13 protein-coding genes and 1 tRNA gene are annotated in these 15,387 nt (G+C 62.8%); 10 read left to right on the forward strand and 4 right to left on the reverse strand.

Translation table 11 applies throughout. The features are described from left to right. Window positions 1-607 precede the first annotated feature (607 nt). Window positions 608-2,260, forward strand: coding sequence for an MFS transporter (locus QQF40_RS02395; RefSeq protein WP_285460263.1), 1,653 nt, complete (start codon window positions 608-610; stop codon window positions 2,258-2,260). A 169-nt stretch (window positions 2,261-2,429) separates the two neighbouring features. On the opposite strand, the gene QQF40_RS02400 is transcribed toward QQF40_RS02395, so the two are convergent. After that, complete coding sequence (locus QQF40_RS02400) at window positions 2,430-3,497, reverse strand: Bug family tripartite tricarboxylate transporter substrate binding protein (protein ID WP_285460264.1); 1,068 nt, start codon at window positions 3,495-3,497, stop codon at window positions 2,430-2,432. A 309-nt stretch (window positions 3,498-3,806) separates the two neighbouring features. On the opposite strand from QQF40_RS02400, the gene QQF40_RS02405 reads away from it, so the two are divergent. The 3 genes from QQF40_RS02405 (at window position 3,807) to QQF40_RS02415 (ending at window position 5,329) form a co-directional block, all read left to right on the forward strand. Continuing rightward, on the forward strand, window positions 3,807-4,847 hold the full coding sequence (locus tag QQF40_RS02405; RefSeq protein ID WP_348994690.1) for an adenosine deaminase: 1,041 nt from the start codon (window positions 3,807-3,809) through the stop codon (window positions 4,845-4,847). A gap of 158 nt (window positions 4,848-5,005) precedes the next feature. Next, window positions 5,006-5,079, forward strand: a tRNA-Gly gene (locus QQF40_RS02410). 82 nt (window positions 5,080-5,161) lie between these two features. Further along, window positions 5,162-5,329 carry a hypothetical protein gene (locus QQF40_RS02415; RefSeq protein WP_175089798.1) on the forward strand — a complete coding sequence of 56 codons (168 nt, stop codon included), beginning with the start codon at window positions 5,162-5,164 and terminating at the stop codon, window positions 5,327-5,329. Window positions 5,330-5,437: 108 nt separating this feature from the next. On the opposite strand, the gene QQF40_RS02420 is transcribed toward QQF40_RS02415, so the two are convergent. Continuing rightward, entirely contained in the window at window positions 5,438-6,436 is a 999-nt protein-coding gene (locus tag QQF40_RS02420; protein ID WP_285460265.1) for a TRAP transporter substrate-binding protein, read from the reverse strand. 153 nt (window positions 6,437-6,589) lie between these two features. After that, window positions 6,590-7,603 carry a TRAP transporter substrate-binding protein gene (locus QQF40_RS02425; RefSeq protein ID WP_285460266.1) on the reverse strand — a complete coding sequence of 338 codons (1,014 nt, stop codon included), beginning with the start codon at window positions 7,601-7,603 and terminating at the stop codon, window positions 6,590-6,592. A 322-nt stretch (window positions 7,604-7,925) separates the two neighbouring features. Between QQF40_RS02425 and QQF40_RS02430 the strand changes: the two genes are divergently transcribed. Then, window positions 7,926-8,519 carry a Yip1 family protein gene (locus QQF40_RS02430; protein WP_175089801.1) on the forward strand — a complete coding sequence of 198 codons (594 nt, stop codon included), beginning with the start codon at window positions 7,926-7,928 and terminating at the stop codon, window positions 8,517-8,519. A 181-nt stretch (window positions 8,520-8,700) separates the two neighbouring features. Next, window positions 8,701-9,657, forward strand: coding sequence for a sugar-binding transcriptional regulator (locus tag QQF40_RS02435; RefSeq protein ID WP_285460267.1), 957 nt, complete (start codon window positions 8,701-8,703; stop codon window positions 9,655-9,657). Between the two features lie 417 nt (window positions 9,658-10,074). On the opposite strand, the gene QQF40_RS02440 is transcribed toward QQF40_RS02435, so the two are convergent. Next, the gene (locus QQF40_RS02440) at window positions 10,075-10,332 is read right to left on the reverse strand and encodes a hypothetical protein (RefSeq protein ID WP_175089803.1); all 258 of its coding nucleotides are present in this window, start codon (window positions 10,330-10,332) and stop codon (window positions 10,075-10,077) included. A 173-nt stretch (window positions 10,333-10,505) separates the two neighbouring features. Here QQF40_RS02440 and QQF40_RS02445 point away from each other — a divergent pair, with 173 nt between their 5' ends. The 4 genes from QQF40_RS02445 to QQF40_RS02460 all read left to right on the forward strand — a co-directional run bounded on the left by QQF40_RS02445 (window position 10,506) and on the right by QQF40_RS02460 (window position 15,368). Then, window positions 10,506-11,849 (forward strand): ABC transporter substrate-binding protein, encoded by a 1,344-nt coding sequence (locus QQF40_RS02445; protein ID WP_279837136.1) that lies wholly within the window; start codon window positions 10,506-10,508, stop codon window positions 11,847-11,849. 256 nt (window positions 11,850-12,105) lie between these two features. Next, window positions 12,106-12,993, forward strand: coding sequence for a carbohydrate ABC transporter permease (locus tag QQF40_RS02450; protein ID WP_043334545.1), 888 nt, complete (start codon window positions 12,106-12,108; stop codon window positions 12,991-12,993). Window positions 12,994-13,024: 31 nt separating this feature from the next. Beyond that, on the forward strand, window positions 13,025-13,909 hold the full coding sequence (locus QQF40_RS02455) for a carbohydrate ABC transporter permease (protein ID WP_176676670.1): 885 nt from the start codon (window positions 13,025-13,027) through the stop codon (window positions 13,907-13,909). Window positions 13,910-14,120: 211 nt separating this feature from the next. Next, entirely contained in the window at window positions 14,121-15,368 is a 1,248-nt protein-coding gene (locus QQF40_RS02460) for an ABC transporter ATP-binding protein (RefSeq protein WP_285460268.1), read from the forward strand. Window positions 15,369-15,387 lie beyond the last annotated feature (19 nt).

The following is a 15,387-nucleotide window of genomic DNA, read 5'->3' on the forward strand; positions in this document are numbered from 1 at the left end:
ATGACGTGTCATGGCGACCTCTGGTGTTATTGGATTGTGGTAGCGGCACATGTCGTGGGTCAGGTGCTGGCAGCGGTCGAGCGAGAAACTCGCCCTGCAGCCGCGAACCTGACAGCAACCTTACAATTCTGTAAGGCGAAACTTTATTCTGTGTGGTGAAATTAGACTGCTGCCCGCTGGCTCGCAAGATACCCATTCGTCGCACCGACCTTGGTCGAAAGGCGTATTCGCGCACCATTGCGGTGCATTTTCGTGGATGATCCGCCCGGATGGCGTGTCGGAATCTGGCGGTTTACGACGCTCTGTTGCTCCTCTCTCGCCCCTCTCTTTTTTCTCTACTCACTTCTCTCTCGTTGCGCTTCTCTTGCTGCTCTTGCATGCCTCCTTCGCACCTCTCCCGGCAGGCCCGAGCGAGGCGCTCGCGCTGGGTGCGTGAGCTATCCGCCCACGGGCGCCATGGCTTGCCTGTCGTGTTTGAAACGTTATGCGGCGTTGCAGCAGAAGCGTGGCCCTTGGGCTCTGGTCTAGCGTGTAGCCGGTGGCCAGACTGCGTGCTGTCCGGGTGCCAGCGGCAATCGTGCAAGGGGACAGGGGAGGGGGAAGGCTCATGGCCAAGGTGTTGGGCAGTGTGTGGGCATTGTTGCTGGGTATCGTGCTGATCATGCTTGGCAATGGCATGCACTTCACGCTGATCGGTCTGCGTGGCGGCATCGAGGGCTTCTCCTCGGCGGAGCTGGCGATCGTCACCTCGGGCTATTTCGTGGGTTTCCTTTCCGGCGCGCGCTACACCCCGGTGCTGATCCAGCGGGTCGGGCATGTGCGGGTGTTCGCAGCACTCGGCAGCTTCATCTCGGCGGCCTTGATCGCCTTGCCACTGCTGACCGAACCCTGGGCCTGGACCCTGCTGCGCCTGCTGATCGGCTTCTGCATGTCGGGCATCTATGTCACGGCGGAAAGCTGGCTGAATGCGGCCGCCAGCAACGAGACACGCGGCAAGGTGCTGTCGGCCTACATGATGGCGCAGACGCTGGGCATCATCGGTGCGCAGGGCCTGTTGACGCTGGGCGACGCCGCGACCTCGGTGCTGTTCATCTGTGCCTCCATCCTGGTGTCGATCTCCTTCGGGCCGATTCTGCTGTCGGCGGCCGTGGCACCGGCGGTCGAGGTGTCGCGGGCGATGTCATTCGCGACACTGTTCAAGGCGTCACCGCTGGGTGCCATCGGCATCTTCCTGCTCGGCAGTGTCTATGCGACCCAGTCGGGGATGGGCGCGGTATTCGGCACCCAGGTGGGCTTGTCGGGCTCACATATCGCCCTGTTCATCGCCATGCTGTTCGCCGGCGCGCTGGTGTTGCAGACCCCGATCGGCTGGCTGTCGGACCGCATGGACCGCCGCGTGCTCATCTGCGGCCTGTCCGCTGCCGGGGCAGGCTCGTGTCTGTTCGGCTGGATGGCGGGCGATGCGTTGTGGCCGCTGATCGCCTCGGCCTTCCTTGCCGGCGGCGTGACGACACCGCTTTACGCGCTGCTGCTGGCCTTCACCAATGATTCGCTGTCGGCCGAGGAGATGCCGGGTGCCTCCGGCGGGCTGGTGTTCGCCTTCGGGCTGGGCGCCATCGTCGGGCCGCTGGCGGCAGGTGGCGCGATGGAGGTGATGGACCCCTACGCCTTCTGGCTGGTGCTGGCGACCACCTTCGTGGCCATCTCGCTGTATGCGCTCTATCAGATCACCCAGCGCGAGATGGTGCCGGTCGAGGAGACCGACAGTTACCTCAACATCCTGCCGACGGCGTCACCGATGGCGGTCGAGGTGGCGGTGGAGTGGGCACATGAACACGCCGAGGATGAGCAGCTGGCCTCTGAGGCCGCCGAGGCGGCGGCGCAGGAAGAGGCCTTTGAGGTCGCGTTGCAGGAAGCCTTCGAGGAGGCATTGGAAGAGGCGCTGGATGAGGCCTTCGAGGCCAACGTCGCGCCGCTGGAGGAGGCGGAACTGGTGGAGCTGAGTCACGAGTACGTGGCAGAGCCGCTGCTCGAGGCTGGCGTAGACACGGAAATCGCGTTCGAGACGGAGCGGTTGTCCGAGCTGTTGCCGAGAGCGGAACTGACAACTGAGACAGGAGCAGCGCCGGAAACAGTGCCTCGGTCACAGACAGATTCAGAGGGAGATTCTGCGCCGCATGAAGAGCGCGACCCGCAATTGCCCTCTCAGTTTGACTCCGAACATCAGCCGCCCAAGGGGCCGTGGCCGTCCATGCCCTGAGATTGCTGGAGCAAACCAGTCAGTCGCCAAAAGCCGCCACCCCGGCAAACGGTGTGGCGGCTTTTTTGGGGCTGCCATGAGCTTTTGCCAGTCTTGAGCGTTTGCCAGGCGAGCGCAGCGCTCAGGGCTCAAGGACCTCAGGGAGCCACTACCTCAGTGCTTCAGTGGATCACTGCAGGCCCAGCTCCTGCGACATCTGCTCGACATCGCTGACCTGCTGGGTGATGAAGCGATCCAACGCCTTGCCGGACTTGTGGAACGGCATCAGGCCGTTGTCCTGCATCACCTGCTGCCACTCGGGCGTCTCGGCCATGCGGTTGAGAGTCTGCTCCCACCAGGCGAAGGCGGCATCCGATGCGCCGCCCGGCAGGTAGAAGCCGCGCCAGTTGGGTGCGACCACATCGATCCCCTGCTCACGCGCGGTGGGAATGTCGCTGTACTGACCGGGCAGACGCTCTTCACTGAACACTGCCAGTAGGCGCAGGTGGCCGGATTCGGCGAAACCGCGGGCCTCGGTCATGTCGCCGGTGAAGGCCTCCAGGTGGCCGCCCATCACCTGGGTGATGGCGACGGAGCCTGAGTCGTAGGCGAGGTACGGCAGGGCGCGCAGGTTGTCGATGCCCGCTTCACGCGCCGCCATCAGCACCTTGAGGTGATCGAAGCCACCCGCGACATCGCCACCGGCGAAGCGCACCGCCTTGGGGTCTGCCTGCATGGCGGCCAGCAGCTCGGTCAGCGAGTGATAGGGCGAGTCCTCGGCCACGGCAATCACGCCGTAGTCGGCGCCGAGGGTCATCAACCAGCGCACGTCGTCGACCTTGCCGTCCTGATAGGCATGCTGGCCCAGACGGGTGGTGGTCGCGCTCGAGGCGGCGACGATGACCTGCTCATCATCATGGCGCTTGGATTTCACATGCGCGAAGGCGACGCCTCCGCTGGCGCCGGGCACGTTCAGCGTCTGCATACCGGCGGGGATCAGGTTCTGCTCATCCAGCAGGCGGGCCACGCTGCGACAGGTGAAATCCCAGCCGCCGCCGGGCTTGGCCGGCGCGATGCACTCCGTCTTGCCCTGCGGGGCGAAGCCAGTCTGTTCGTTATGTTCCTCTTGGGTGGCGTTGGCGCTCAAGGGCACCAGCAGGCCAAGGCTGAGCAGGAGCGCAGCGGGCAGAGCGCCAGCACGCTGTCGAGCATGCTTTCTGCGTGAGAAGGGATGGCGGGCAGGGGATGTGGCGTGCATGGCAATCGTGTCCTTGGTGTTCAGCGTCGATCGTTATGGTTATGTCAGTCAGCGCGGCATGGGGCTGGGCGTTGCTGGCTGTCGCACGCTCATGACTGTTGTGGTGAGCTTGCGAGAGTGCGAATGAACGAAAATAGCCTATTTCGGCGAGTCGCGAAAAGTCACGGCAGGCGGGCATCGCGCAGAGAAATCGCATTTCCCGCGCCGTCTCTCCTCAAGGTGGTCTCGGGATTGCTAGAATTGCGCCATCAGGCTGTGGTGAGCGCTCCGCGATCTTCCAGCCGCCGCCTTTCATTGAGGAGACGGGCCATGACCCTTACCCCGCGCATGCACGACTTTCTCGCCCGCCTGCCCAAGGTGGAGCTGCACCTGCACATCGAAGGCTCGCTGACGCCGGCATTGATGTTCGAGCTGGCGGCGGAGCAGGGCATCACATTGCCCTACGCCACCCTGGAGGAGGTCGAGGCGGCCTATGACTTCGCGGATCTGCCTGCCTTCCTCGCGCTCTATTACCAGGGCATGGGTGTTCTGAATGACGAGTCACATTTCTATCGTCTGGCGCAGGACTACTTCCGCCGTGCGAGCGCCGATGGCGTCAAGCATCTGGAGTTGTTCTTCGATCCGCAGGCGCACCTGGCGCGTGGCGTGAGTCTGGAAACCCAGTTCGCGGGGCTGGAGCGTGCCTGCCGTGAGGCGGTGAAGGAGTTCGATATCACCTCGGCGCTGGTACCGAGCTTCCTGCGCTGTCACTCCGCGGCGTCTGCCCGCGAGTTGTTCGATGCGCTGATCCCCTTCGAGTCACGCTTCGTGGGTGTCGGCCTGGATAGCGCCGAGATCGGCAATCCGCCAGAGAAGTTCACCGAAGTCTTCACGCTTGCGGGAGAGCGCGGCTGGCATCGTGTCGCTCACGCAGGTGAGGAAGGCCCGGCTGCGTACATCCGCACGGCGCTTGAGGTGCTGGGGGTAGAGCGTATCGACCACGGTGTGCGCTGCCTGGAAGATGCCGCCCTGGTCGCGGAGCTGGCCGAGCGGCGTATCCCGCTGACGGTGTGCCCGCTGTCCAATGTCGCGCTCAAGGTGGTGGAGCGCATGGAGGACCACCCGCTGCCGAAGCTGATCGAGGCGGGCCTCAACATCACCCTCAACTCGGATGACCCGGCCTATTTCGGCGGTGGCATGCTCGACAACTTCCTAGCCGTGCAGCAAGCGCTGGATCTCAGCGAGGCGCAGTGGCTCACCCTGTGCCGCAACGCCATCGACGCCGCCTTTCCGCAGCGTGCCGAAGGCCTCGGCATGAGTGATGCCCGCCGTGACGTGCTGCTGGCGCAACTCGATAGCTGCGCTGCCTGAGGATTATCACCGGCGCTTGAATAGTGAATGCAATCAACGGCTTGGCCACCAACATCGCCAGTGCGACGGCGCCTGCAGCAACCGCTCTATCAGATGTTGCTTGACCGCGCTAAGTCGTTGAGTACAATGCAGTTCTGGCGTGCGCAATGCACCGCCCTGCGGGTGTAGCTCAATGGTAGAGCAGAAGCTTCCCAAGCTTAAGACGAGGGTTCGATTCCCTTCACCCGCTCCAGATTCTTCAAAAAAGCCTCCCGAATGGGAGGCTTTTTTGTGTCTAGGATTCCATGCGGCACGCATGCGCATGGAATTCGTTCTTGATCACCTTTCCCGGACCGTTTGCGTTGCTGTGCATGGATCACGGCCTGCGCCACGGGCGACGCCGCTCGTTCGCGACGGTGGCGGGCGGGGCGGCGCCGTCATTGGTACTGATGGCTCTGTCGTCGATGAGCCTCGGCGCGGCATGGGCGGCGTCGCATCGTTGAGCAGAGCCCCGCTCTACTGCACAAGTCGTGAAGCGCACGCAGACGACAACGGCACCCGAGGGTGCCGTTGTCGTGTCTGGAGTCTGTCGATCATCAGTGCTATCAGGCTCAGCGCTCAGGCCGTGATTCGAGATACCTGCTCAGCAATTCGCGATCTTCACTGGTGACCTTCTGCTTCCAGCTTTCCACCACATGCTGGCTGGCCTCCTCGAGGGCATCCTGCAGCTCAGGCGGGGCAGGAGTGATCAGCTTCGCGCCGTTCTCCTGCAGGGTGGCGTAGGCCTGGTCCAGCACGCTGTGGGTGGCCATCCAGCCGGCAGATTCGGCGGCATGCGCGGCATCGATCAACGCCTGCTGCTGCGCCTCTGTCAGGTCGTCGAAGCTATCGCGATTCATGTGGATGATATTGAGCGGCATCGCGTAGTTGAGCGTGGTGAAATGGGGCATGTAGCGGTAGAGCTCCGCACTGACGCCGCCCATCGCGGAGGTCAGCGCGCCGTGGATGCTGCCACCGGGCAGCAGGGGTTTGAGCTCTCCCCAGCTCATGACCTGGGGCGCCGCGCCCAGATTGAGCAGCACACGCTGCGTGTTGCGGTCGTAGGTACGGATCGGCATGTCCTTCAGGTCATCACCGTCAGCGATGGGCGCTTTCGACCACAGACCGCTGGGTGTCCACGGCAGGGCATACAGCAGGATCTGGTTGTACTCGGCGAGCAGTTCCTCGTAGCGTGGCTTCGCGATCACGTACAGGCGGTGAGCTTCATCGAGATCGTAGGCGATCGCCGGCAGCGAGGAGATGCCGAAGAAGGGGGCTTCCTCGGCGAGCGCGCCACTGAGTGTCGCGGCGATGTCGATGACACCGCCGGTGGTGGCCTGCAGGTGGCTGGCGGAGCGAATGTCCGAGCGCAGCGTCAGCGTCAGGTCACCTTCGGACTGGCTGGCGACCTGCTGGCTGAATTCGACAGCGCGTTGGCCCATCATCGTGTCGGGCTGGTAATCGCTGCTCATGCTGAGGGTCGTCTGAGCGTGCGCGCTGAGTGCGCCGATCAGGCCTGCCGCTGCCAGCCAGGCGGACAACAGGGCGGCAATACGTGAGGAAGACGTCATGGGGAATCCTTTCTTTTTGTCTTTGGCCTTTGCCCGCTAGGGTAGTGCATGTCTGCGTTTATGCTCAGATGAATCGTGTCTCCACGGTCTTGCAGCATTGCCATCGAAGGTGGCCGTCATGGCCGCGGCTGGTGGAGCGTGCGCGCGTCTGGCTCAGAGGGTGTCGCGTTGTACGAGATAGCGGTCCAACAGTTCGCTTCCCTCGGGGGAAACCTTGCCGCGCCAGCTCTCGATCACGCTGACACTGGCGCGTGCCAGTGAGCGCTTGAGTTCGGGCGAGAGAGGGTTGCTGACCTTCACGCCGGCCTCTTCCAGCTGGGCATGGGTCTGCTCCAGGACGCTGGCGATGGCGTTCCAGCTGGTGTCTTCAATCTGGGTCGCGGCGGCGAGAAGGGCCTCGCGCTGGGTGTCGTCGAGCGCCTCATAGCGTGACCGGCTCATGTGAACGATATTGAGCGGCATGGCGTATTGCAGTGCGGTGTAGTGATTCAGCGTGTGGTTGAGCTCCGCCGTCAGGCCGCCCAGGGCCGAGGTCATCACCGCCTCGATACGGCCTTCGGCTAGTTGCTGCTGCATCGGCTCCCAGCCGAGCACGGTGGCGATGGCGCCAAGGTTGAGCAGCACGCGCTGGGTATTGCGGTCGTAGGCCCGCACGGGGACGCCCCGGAGGTCATCGCGTGTGGTGATCGGCTTGCGCGACCACAGCCCGCTGGGCGGCCAGGGCAGGGCATAGAGCAGAATCTGGTCATGCTCTTCCAGTAGCGCTTCATAGCTGGGGCGCGCCAGACGGTAGAGTTCGCGCGCCTGATGCGGGTCATCGACCAGGGTCGGCAGCGAGCTGAGGCCGAACAGCGGCATCTCGGCAGCCAGCGCGCCGCTGTGGGAGTCGGCCAGCTGGATGATGTCGGCGTTGATGGCCTCGAGGTGATTCACCGAACGCAGCCGACTCAGCGGGCCTTCTCCGAAGGTGATCTTGAGCTCGCCCCCGCTGAGCGCTGCCACCTGATCGACGAACTGCTGGGCGCGCTGGCCCATCATGGTCTGGGGGCCGTATTCGCGGCTCATGGTCAGCTCGACTGGCTCCGCCTGAGCTGGCGTGTTCAGGGTTGCAAGGCTCAGTGCCAGGCTCACGCCGAGCGTTCTCTTGATACCGAACATTCTCTTCATGTCGAGCGCTCCCTGCATGACAAGCACTGCCTTCATGCCGCTACGCTGTCCGATTGGCATTCGTCGTCATCCATCCATAGGGGGTAAATCAAGTATCTCTCAAAAGTGCAGGGCGTGCTGCCGCTGTCCCGGTCAACGCTTCCCTGGTTGGCCTGTTTCACGCCTGCACCGGCACGATTCGGAAGGGGCAACGGGCGTTGAACTGCCACTTGGCGCAATGTGGTCTACGCTCAAATCATGGCTGTGCAACTGCCCTGACACGGACTCCGCGCCGGGACCGCATGGCCGGATTGTCGACGACTGTCAACGGGAGGTAGACCACATGCTGACCCACGTATGGGGCTTGATGGCGCATCCGCAACGGGAATGGCAGACCATCCGCAAGGAACACGAATCCATCACCCACCTCTACGCACATCATGTGCTGCTCATGGCGCTGGTGCCTGTCATCTGCGCCTATATCGGGACCACGCAGTTCGGCTGGAGCCTGACGGAAGGCCACGCCATTCTTCTGGAGCCACTGGATGCCTTCTTCGCCGGTATCGCGTTCTATATCGCCATACTGACAGCGATCGGCTTCATGGGCACTGTCATTCACATGCTCTCGAAGCGTTTCTCGGGGCACCCCAGTCGCCGGCGTTGCATCATCTTCGCGGGCTATGTCGCCACGCCGATGTTCCTCGCGGGGCTGGTTGCGCTCTATCCTGTCATCTGGGTGTGCATCCTCGCGGGGACCATTGGCCTGTGTTATAGCGCATACCTGCTGTATCTGGGCATCCCGCCACTGCTCGACATCTCCAACAAGGAAGGCTTCCTCGTCACCGGGTCGACTCTGGGAATCGGGGTACTGGTTCTCGAGGGCCTGCTGGCGGTCACCGTGCTGCTGTGGGGGTATGGCGCACGCTGGTTCATGTAGTCCTCCGCGGTACACCGGCCTCAGTCAGCTGATGCCTCGGCGCGAGAAAAGCGCCTCTGCAACGCCTCGCCTTCATCGGCGGGGCGTTGTCGTTTCGTGCGCGGGTTGGCGCGTGGCACTTGTGCTCGGTGGCGGTGGCGTGGAAAGTGTTGGACTCAATCGACAGTGTGGAAGAAAGCGCATGGACAAGTTTGAACAGCGACTGGAGCAGGCTGCGCGGGCTGCATGGTTGTCATATGTCGGTGGACGGACCCAGGACGACATCGCGGTTCAGCTGGGGGTGTCGCGCCCCGGCGTGCAGCGCCTGCTGTCGTTGGCGCGTCAGGAGCGGCTGGTCAAGATCTCCATCGATCACCCCGTGGCCAGCAGCATGGCGCTGTCGGATACGCTGGTGGAGCACTTCGGGCTGAGCTTCTGTGATGTGGTGCCCTCTGACACCCAGTCACCGGAATGCATCGCGGAATATCTGGCGGTGGCGGGTGCCGAACGCCTGGCGTTCTATCTCGGTCGCCAGCAGCCGCAGACCATCTCGCTGAGTACCGGGCGTGCGGTACGCGCGGCGGTGGAAGCACTGAGTCGCAGCGAGCGTCCTCAGCATCGTATCGTGTCACTGGTCGGCAATGTGGCGTTGGATGGCTCTTCCAACCGCTATGACGGCGTGATGCTGCTGGCGGACAAGATCGGCGCTGATCGCTTCCTGCTGCCCGCGCCCGTGGTGGCGGCCAGCATCGAGGAGAAGGAGTCGCTGCTGAGTCAGAATCTGGTCAAGGCGGTATTCAAGGTCGCTTGTGAGGCTGATGTGGGCATGATCGGCATCGGGCGTCTCGATGCCCAGGCGACGCTGTTCCAGGATCAGTTCATCAGCGCCGCGGAACGCGATGAGTTGATGGAAGTCGGGGCAGTGGGGGAGTTGATGGGGTGGCCGCTGGACACCCATGGCCGGCTGATCGATTGCCCGCTGGCGCAGCGCATCACCAGTGTGCCGCTGACCTCGCTCAAGGCGCAGCCGCTGATCGGACTGGCGGGTGGGCACGACAAGGTGCCGGCCATTCTGAGTGCGTTGCGCGGTGGTTGGCTGCAAGGGCTGATCATCGATGAGGTGGCCGCCCAGCGTGTCTGCGCGGCCCTCAAGGAGTGAGCAGAGAACTGCTGTCTTCGTATGGTTTCATTGAGAAGTCTGCAGCCTGATGGTTTTCTGCTGATGGCTTGCGCTTGACGACCGTCTCCCGATGACAGACTCCCGTATACAGTCCGCACAAGGCGCCGAGCGAGTCGTCGGGAGCAGGGCGGGGCGAATGGCCCCAGGCCTTGCTCCTGGTGCCGTTCACGGTGTCGTTATCGTGGTCAGGGTTCAGCATTGTCATTGCTCGCGTGATGCCCGCTCGATGCCCAGGCGTTTCCGTCACCTATTCGGCGCTATTGCTCCGTTATTTCTTCGTCACTCTTTCGCTATTCCTTCGCCATTCCTTTGCTATTTCTCCGCGATACCTGCGTTTTTTCTTTTGCTTTGCTCTCATCCTTCTCCTGGTTCGTTATCTATTCTTCTTTCGTTCTCTCACCCTTGCGTCGGAGTCACGACTTTCAGGGCGAACGCCGCCTTCTCTTGTCTGACAATCCAGCGCGTTTGTTCGCCTTCTTGATAGAGAATTGGGCCGGCAATCGTGGCCAGCGTTGTTTCGTTTAACGCTAATGTCTGTCTATGCTGAATTGCACGCAAGCTCAGTGGCCATGCCGCCTTGTGGCCTACACCCAAAGGATCAGATCCCAAGGTTGTATAGCCCAAGGTATAGCGCTTCAGGGTTTGCTTTTTCACAGGTCTGATCCGATCATTTGTTCACTGAGTGACGTTTTGATCGAACGTGTTTGCGTCGCGATGTCCCGCCAGGACATCCGTTCACCAAGCCGGTTGATGGGAAGGCAACGGTGCCCAAGGCGCCGTTGCCCTCGAAAAGAACAATGCCAATAACGCCCCGATGGAGTGCCCTCATGCGCCTACCTCACATCACCAAGCCCCGCCGCCATCTGCTCTCGCTCGCCAGTGTCGCTGCCCTGGCGCCGCTCAGCGCCCAGGTCAGCGCCGAGACCATCACCGTCGCGACCGTCAACAACGCCGACATGGTGGTCATGCAGAGCCTGACCAGCGAATTCGAGAAGGCGCATCCGGACATCACCCTCGACTGGGTGGTACTGGAAGAGAACGTGCTGCGTCAGCGTCTGACCACCGATGTGGCGACCCAGGGAGGCCAGTTCGATGTCATGACCATCGGCACCTATGAAGTGCCCATCTGGGCCAAGCATGGCTGGCTGACCAAGCTCGACAACCTGCCGGAAGACTATCAGGTCGATGACCTGATCAAGCCGGTGCGTGATGGTCTGAGCGTGACAGAAGGCGAGAAGAAGGGCCTCTACGCGCTGCCGTTCTATGGCGAAAGCTCCATGCTCTACTACCGCAAGGACCTCTTCGAGCAGGCCGGTATCGAGATGCCCGAGCAGCCGACCTGGAGCCAGGTCAATGACTGGGCTGCCAAGCTCAACTCCGCGGATGAAGGCGTCTACGGCATCTGCCTGCGCGGCAAGCCGGGCTGGGGCGAGAACATGGCGGTGCTGGGCACCATGGTCAACAGCTTCGGCGGTCGCTGGTTCAATGAGGAGTGGGAGCCGCAGCTGGATTCCCCGGCCTGGAGCGAGGCCATCAACTTCTACGTCGACATGATGGGCAAGTACGGCCCGCCGGGCGCGACCTCCAACGGCTTCAACGAGAACCTGGCGCTGTTCTCCAGCGGCAAGTGCGGCATGTGGGTCGACGCTACCTCGGCGGCCGGCAAGCTCTACAACCCGAAGGAATCTTCCGTGGCCGACAAGCTGGGCTTCGCGCCGGCACCGATCGCCAAGACGGAGAAGGGCTCGCATTGGCTGTGGTCCTGGGCGCTGGCGATTCCGGAATCCTCCAAGTCCAAGGATGCCGCCCAGACCTTCATCACCTGGGCCACTTCCCAGGAATACGTGAACCTGGTCGGCGAGCGTGAAGGCTGGGCCAGCATTCCGCCGGGCACCCGTGTCTCCACCTACGAGAACCAGTCCTACAAGGACGCCGCACCCTTCGCTGGCTTCGTGATGGACGCCATCACCAGTGCCGACCCGACCGATCCGACCCTGGAGCCGGTGCCCTATGTCGGCGTGCAGATGGTGACCATTCCGGAATTCCAGTCCATCGGCACCCAGGTGGGTCAGATGATCGCCGCGGCGCTGGCCGGCCAGATGTCGGTCGAGCAGGCACTGTCCTCCGCCCAGCGTTCCACCGAGCGCACCATGCGTCAGTCAGGTTATTGATCTGAGCCCGGCGGATCTGATCCCGACGGATCTGATCTGACATGGACGGGTTTGATCTGAATGATGTTGCAACGGCCTTCCGCCTTGCCTTGAGCCTCAACAGAGATTGACTCGAAGCACGGCGGGAGCCCCGTCCGGCGCCCGCGGTACCCCTTCCTCTCGAGACTCCTGCAACGCCCTCGCGGCGTGGCACGGACAGCCTCGGCCTGAAGCCCACCGCATTGCCTGACTTCCTCACCGTATCGAAGGACTCACCATGCGCACGAGAGCATCCGGACGCACCGTCGGGGGATTGCGAACCCTGTCGCTGCAAGCCCCAGCCGTAAGCCTGTTGTTGATGTGGATGCTGGTACCACTGGTCATGACCCTGTGGTTCTCCTTCCAGCGTTACAACCTGATGATGCCGTCGGTGTCCGGTTTCGCCGGCGTCGACAACTATTACTACCTGCTGACCGATCCGTCCCTGTGGACCGCCATGGGCAATACCCTGCTGCTGGTGGGCTGGGTGCTGGTCGCCACCGTGGTCGGCGGCACGCTGCTGGCGGTATTGCTCCAGCAGGAATTCTTCGGCCGCGGCGTCGCGCGCCTGTTCGTGATCGCGCCGTTCTTCATCATGCCCACCGTGAGTGCCCTGGTGTGGAAGAACATGATGATGCACCCGGTCAACGGCATTCTGGCCTGGGTCGCCGGGCTGTTCGGTCTGCCGGCCATCGACTGGTTCGCCAGCCTGCCGCTGACCTCCATCGTGATCATCGTCACCTGGCAGTGGCTGCCGTTCGCGGTGTTGATCCTGCTGACCGCCATCCAGTCACTCGATGATGACCAGGTCGAGGCGGCGCGCATGGACGGGGCAGGGCCGGTAGCGATCTTCTTCTACATCACCCTGCCGCACCTCAAGCGCGCCATCAGCGTGGTGGTGATGATCGAGATGATCTTCCTGCTGACCATCTTCGCCGAGATCTTCGTCACCACCTCAGGTGGCCCGGGTCTTGCCTCGACCAACCTGGCGTACCTGATCTACATCCGCGCTCTGCTGGACTTCGATGTGGGTGGTGCCTCCGCCGGTGGCGTGATCGCCATCATCCTGGCCAATATCGTGGCCTTCTTCCTGGTGCGTACCGTCGCCAAGAATCTCGAGAACTGATGACAAGCGCTCAGCACAGGGAGACTCAATGATGTCGACTTCAACTTCCAATTCCGTGGCCGCCGCCAGCGCTGCCGTCAGCGCCAGTCGCGCGCGCCGCAGCGTGATCAACAAGAAGCTTGTCCTGACCCTGGTGGCCTGGACCATCGCGCTGGTGATGTTCTTCCCGATCTTCTGGATGATCCTCACCAGCTTCAAGACCGAGGCCGAGGCGATCGCCACGCCGCCGAGCCTGTTCTTCACGCCCAGCGTCGAGGGCTATATCGAGATCCAGGCACGCGCGGACTACTTCAAGTACGCCATGAACAGTGTGGTGATCTCGCTCGGGGCAACGCTGCTGGCGCTGCTGATCGCGATTCCGTCCGCCTACTCGATGGCGTTTCTGCCCACCAAGCGTACCCAAGGGACACTGCTGTGGATGCTGTCGACCAAGATGCTGCCGTCCGTGGGCGTGCTGCTGCCGGTCTACCTGATCTTCCGCGATCTGGGGCTGCTGGATAGCCGCACCGGCCTGATCATCATCTACATGCTGATGAACCTGCCGATCGTGGTCTGGATGCTCTACACCTTCTTCAAGGACATCCCCAAGGACATCCTCGAAGCCGGGCGCATGGATGGCGCCAGCACCCTGCAGGAGATCTTCCACCTGCTGCTGCCGCTGACCCTGCCGGGCATCGCTTCCACCGGTCTGCTGTGCGTGATCCTGAGTTGGAACGAGGCGTTCTGGAGCCTGAACCTGACCACCTCCAACGCCGCACCGCTGACCGCTTACATCGCGTCCTTCTCCAGTCCGGAAGGACTGTTCTGGGCCAAGCTGTCCGCGGCTTCCACGCTTGCCATCGCGCCGATCCTGATCTTCGGCTGGATGACCCAGAAGCAGATGGTACGCGGCCTGACCTTCGGCGCCGTCAAGTAACCCGCGCCAGTCAGAGACACGCAAGACGCGTCACTCACGGAGAGGTACGCCGCCTGCGCAACATTGGTTGATGAACATCATTGGTTGATGAACATTGCCTGACAGCAGATCAGCGCAGGCGGCCGAGAGCCATACGCATGTTGCACCCTTGCCATGCCACCCAAATTTGCCATCACCTGCCCTCGGGCAGGTGCGGATAAGGAAACTTCCCATGTCCACACTCACGCTCAAGAACATCGTCAAGGAATTCACCTCCGGCAGCGGCGCCAGCGCCTCCACCACCCAGGTCATCAAGGGAGTCGATCTGGAAGTGAAGGACCAGGAATTCGTGGTCTTCGTCGGCCCGTCCGGTTGCGGCAAGTCCACGCTGATGCGCATGATCGCCGGTCTCGAGAACGCGACCTCCGGTGACATCCTGATCGATGGCAAGCGCATGAACGATATCGGCCCGGCCGAGCGCGGCTTGGCGATGGTGTTCCAGAGCTACGCGCTCTATCCGCACATGACGGTGGGCGAGAACATGGGCTTCAGCCTCAAGCTCGCCGGTGTCTCCAAGGAAGAGCGCGCCGAGAAGGTCAATGCTGCCGCCGAGGTGCTGCAGCTCGGACCACTGCTGGACCGCAAGCCCAAGGCACTCTCCGGGGGGCAGCGTCAGCGTGTCGCCATCGGTCGTGCCATCGTGCGCAACCCGAGCATCTTCCTGTTCGATGAGCCGCTCTCCAACCTGGACGCCGCGCTGCGTGTACAGATGCGCATCGAGCTGGCGCGCCTGCATGCCGAGCTCAAGGCGACCATGATCTACGTGACCCACGACCAGGTCGAAGCCATGACCATGGCCGACAAGATCGTCGTGCTGCAGGGCGGCGTGGTCGAGCAGGTCGGCTCGCCGATGGAGCTCTACCATCACCCGCGCAACCGCTTCGTGGCCGGATTCATCGGCTCGCCGAAGATGAACTTCCTCGACATCACCGTCACTGGCGTGGCCGGCGAGGGCGTCACGGTGCGCCTGCCCGACGGCAGCGAGCGCCTGATTCCGGTGGCGAGCCAGACTGAAGATGGCGCCTCGGTCAACGTCGGCGACACCCTGACGCTGGGCGTGCGCCCCGAGCATCTGATGCTCGATGAGCAAGGCCCGTTCACGGGTCAGGTTCAGGTCATCGAGCGTCTGGGCGGGGTGACGTCACTCTATCTGGCGACTCCGGATGGCTCCGGCGATGTGCCGATCGGCGGCCTCAGGTCCGACGAGCAGTCCGACAGCGGCTGGATCCTGATGGCGGATGGCGACGTCAACAGCCGGGTGGGTGACAGCATCCGCTACGGCTTCGATGTCGAGCGCGCACACCTCTTCACCCGTGAAGGGCTGGCGCTGCAGAATCTCAACCGTCACCCGCTGACCAGCCTGACGCGTCAGGACAATTCCCTGTCCAGTGCCAGCGCCGCACAGGAAGCCCGCGCATGAACCGGGCAGCCGCGAACCT

Source organism: Cobetia sp. LC6, assembly GCF_030264805.1.
GTDB lineage: Bacteria > Pseudomonadota > Gammaproteobacteria > Pseudomonadales > Halomonadaceae > Cobetia.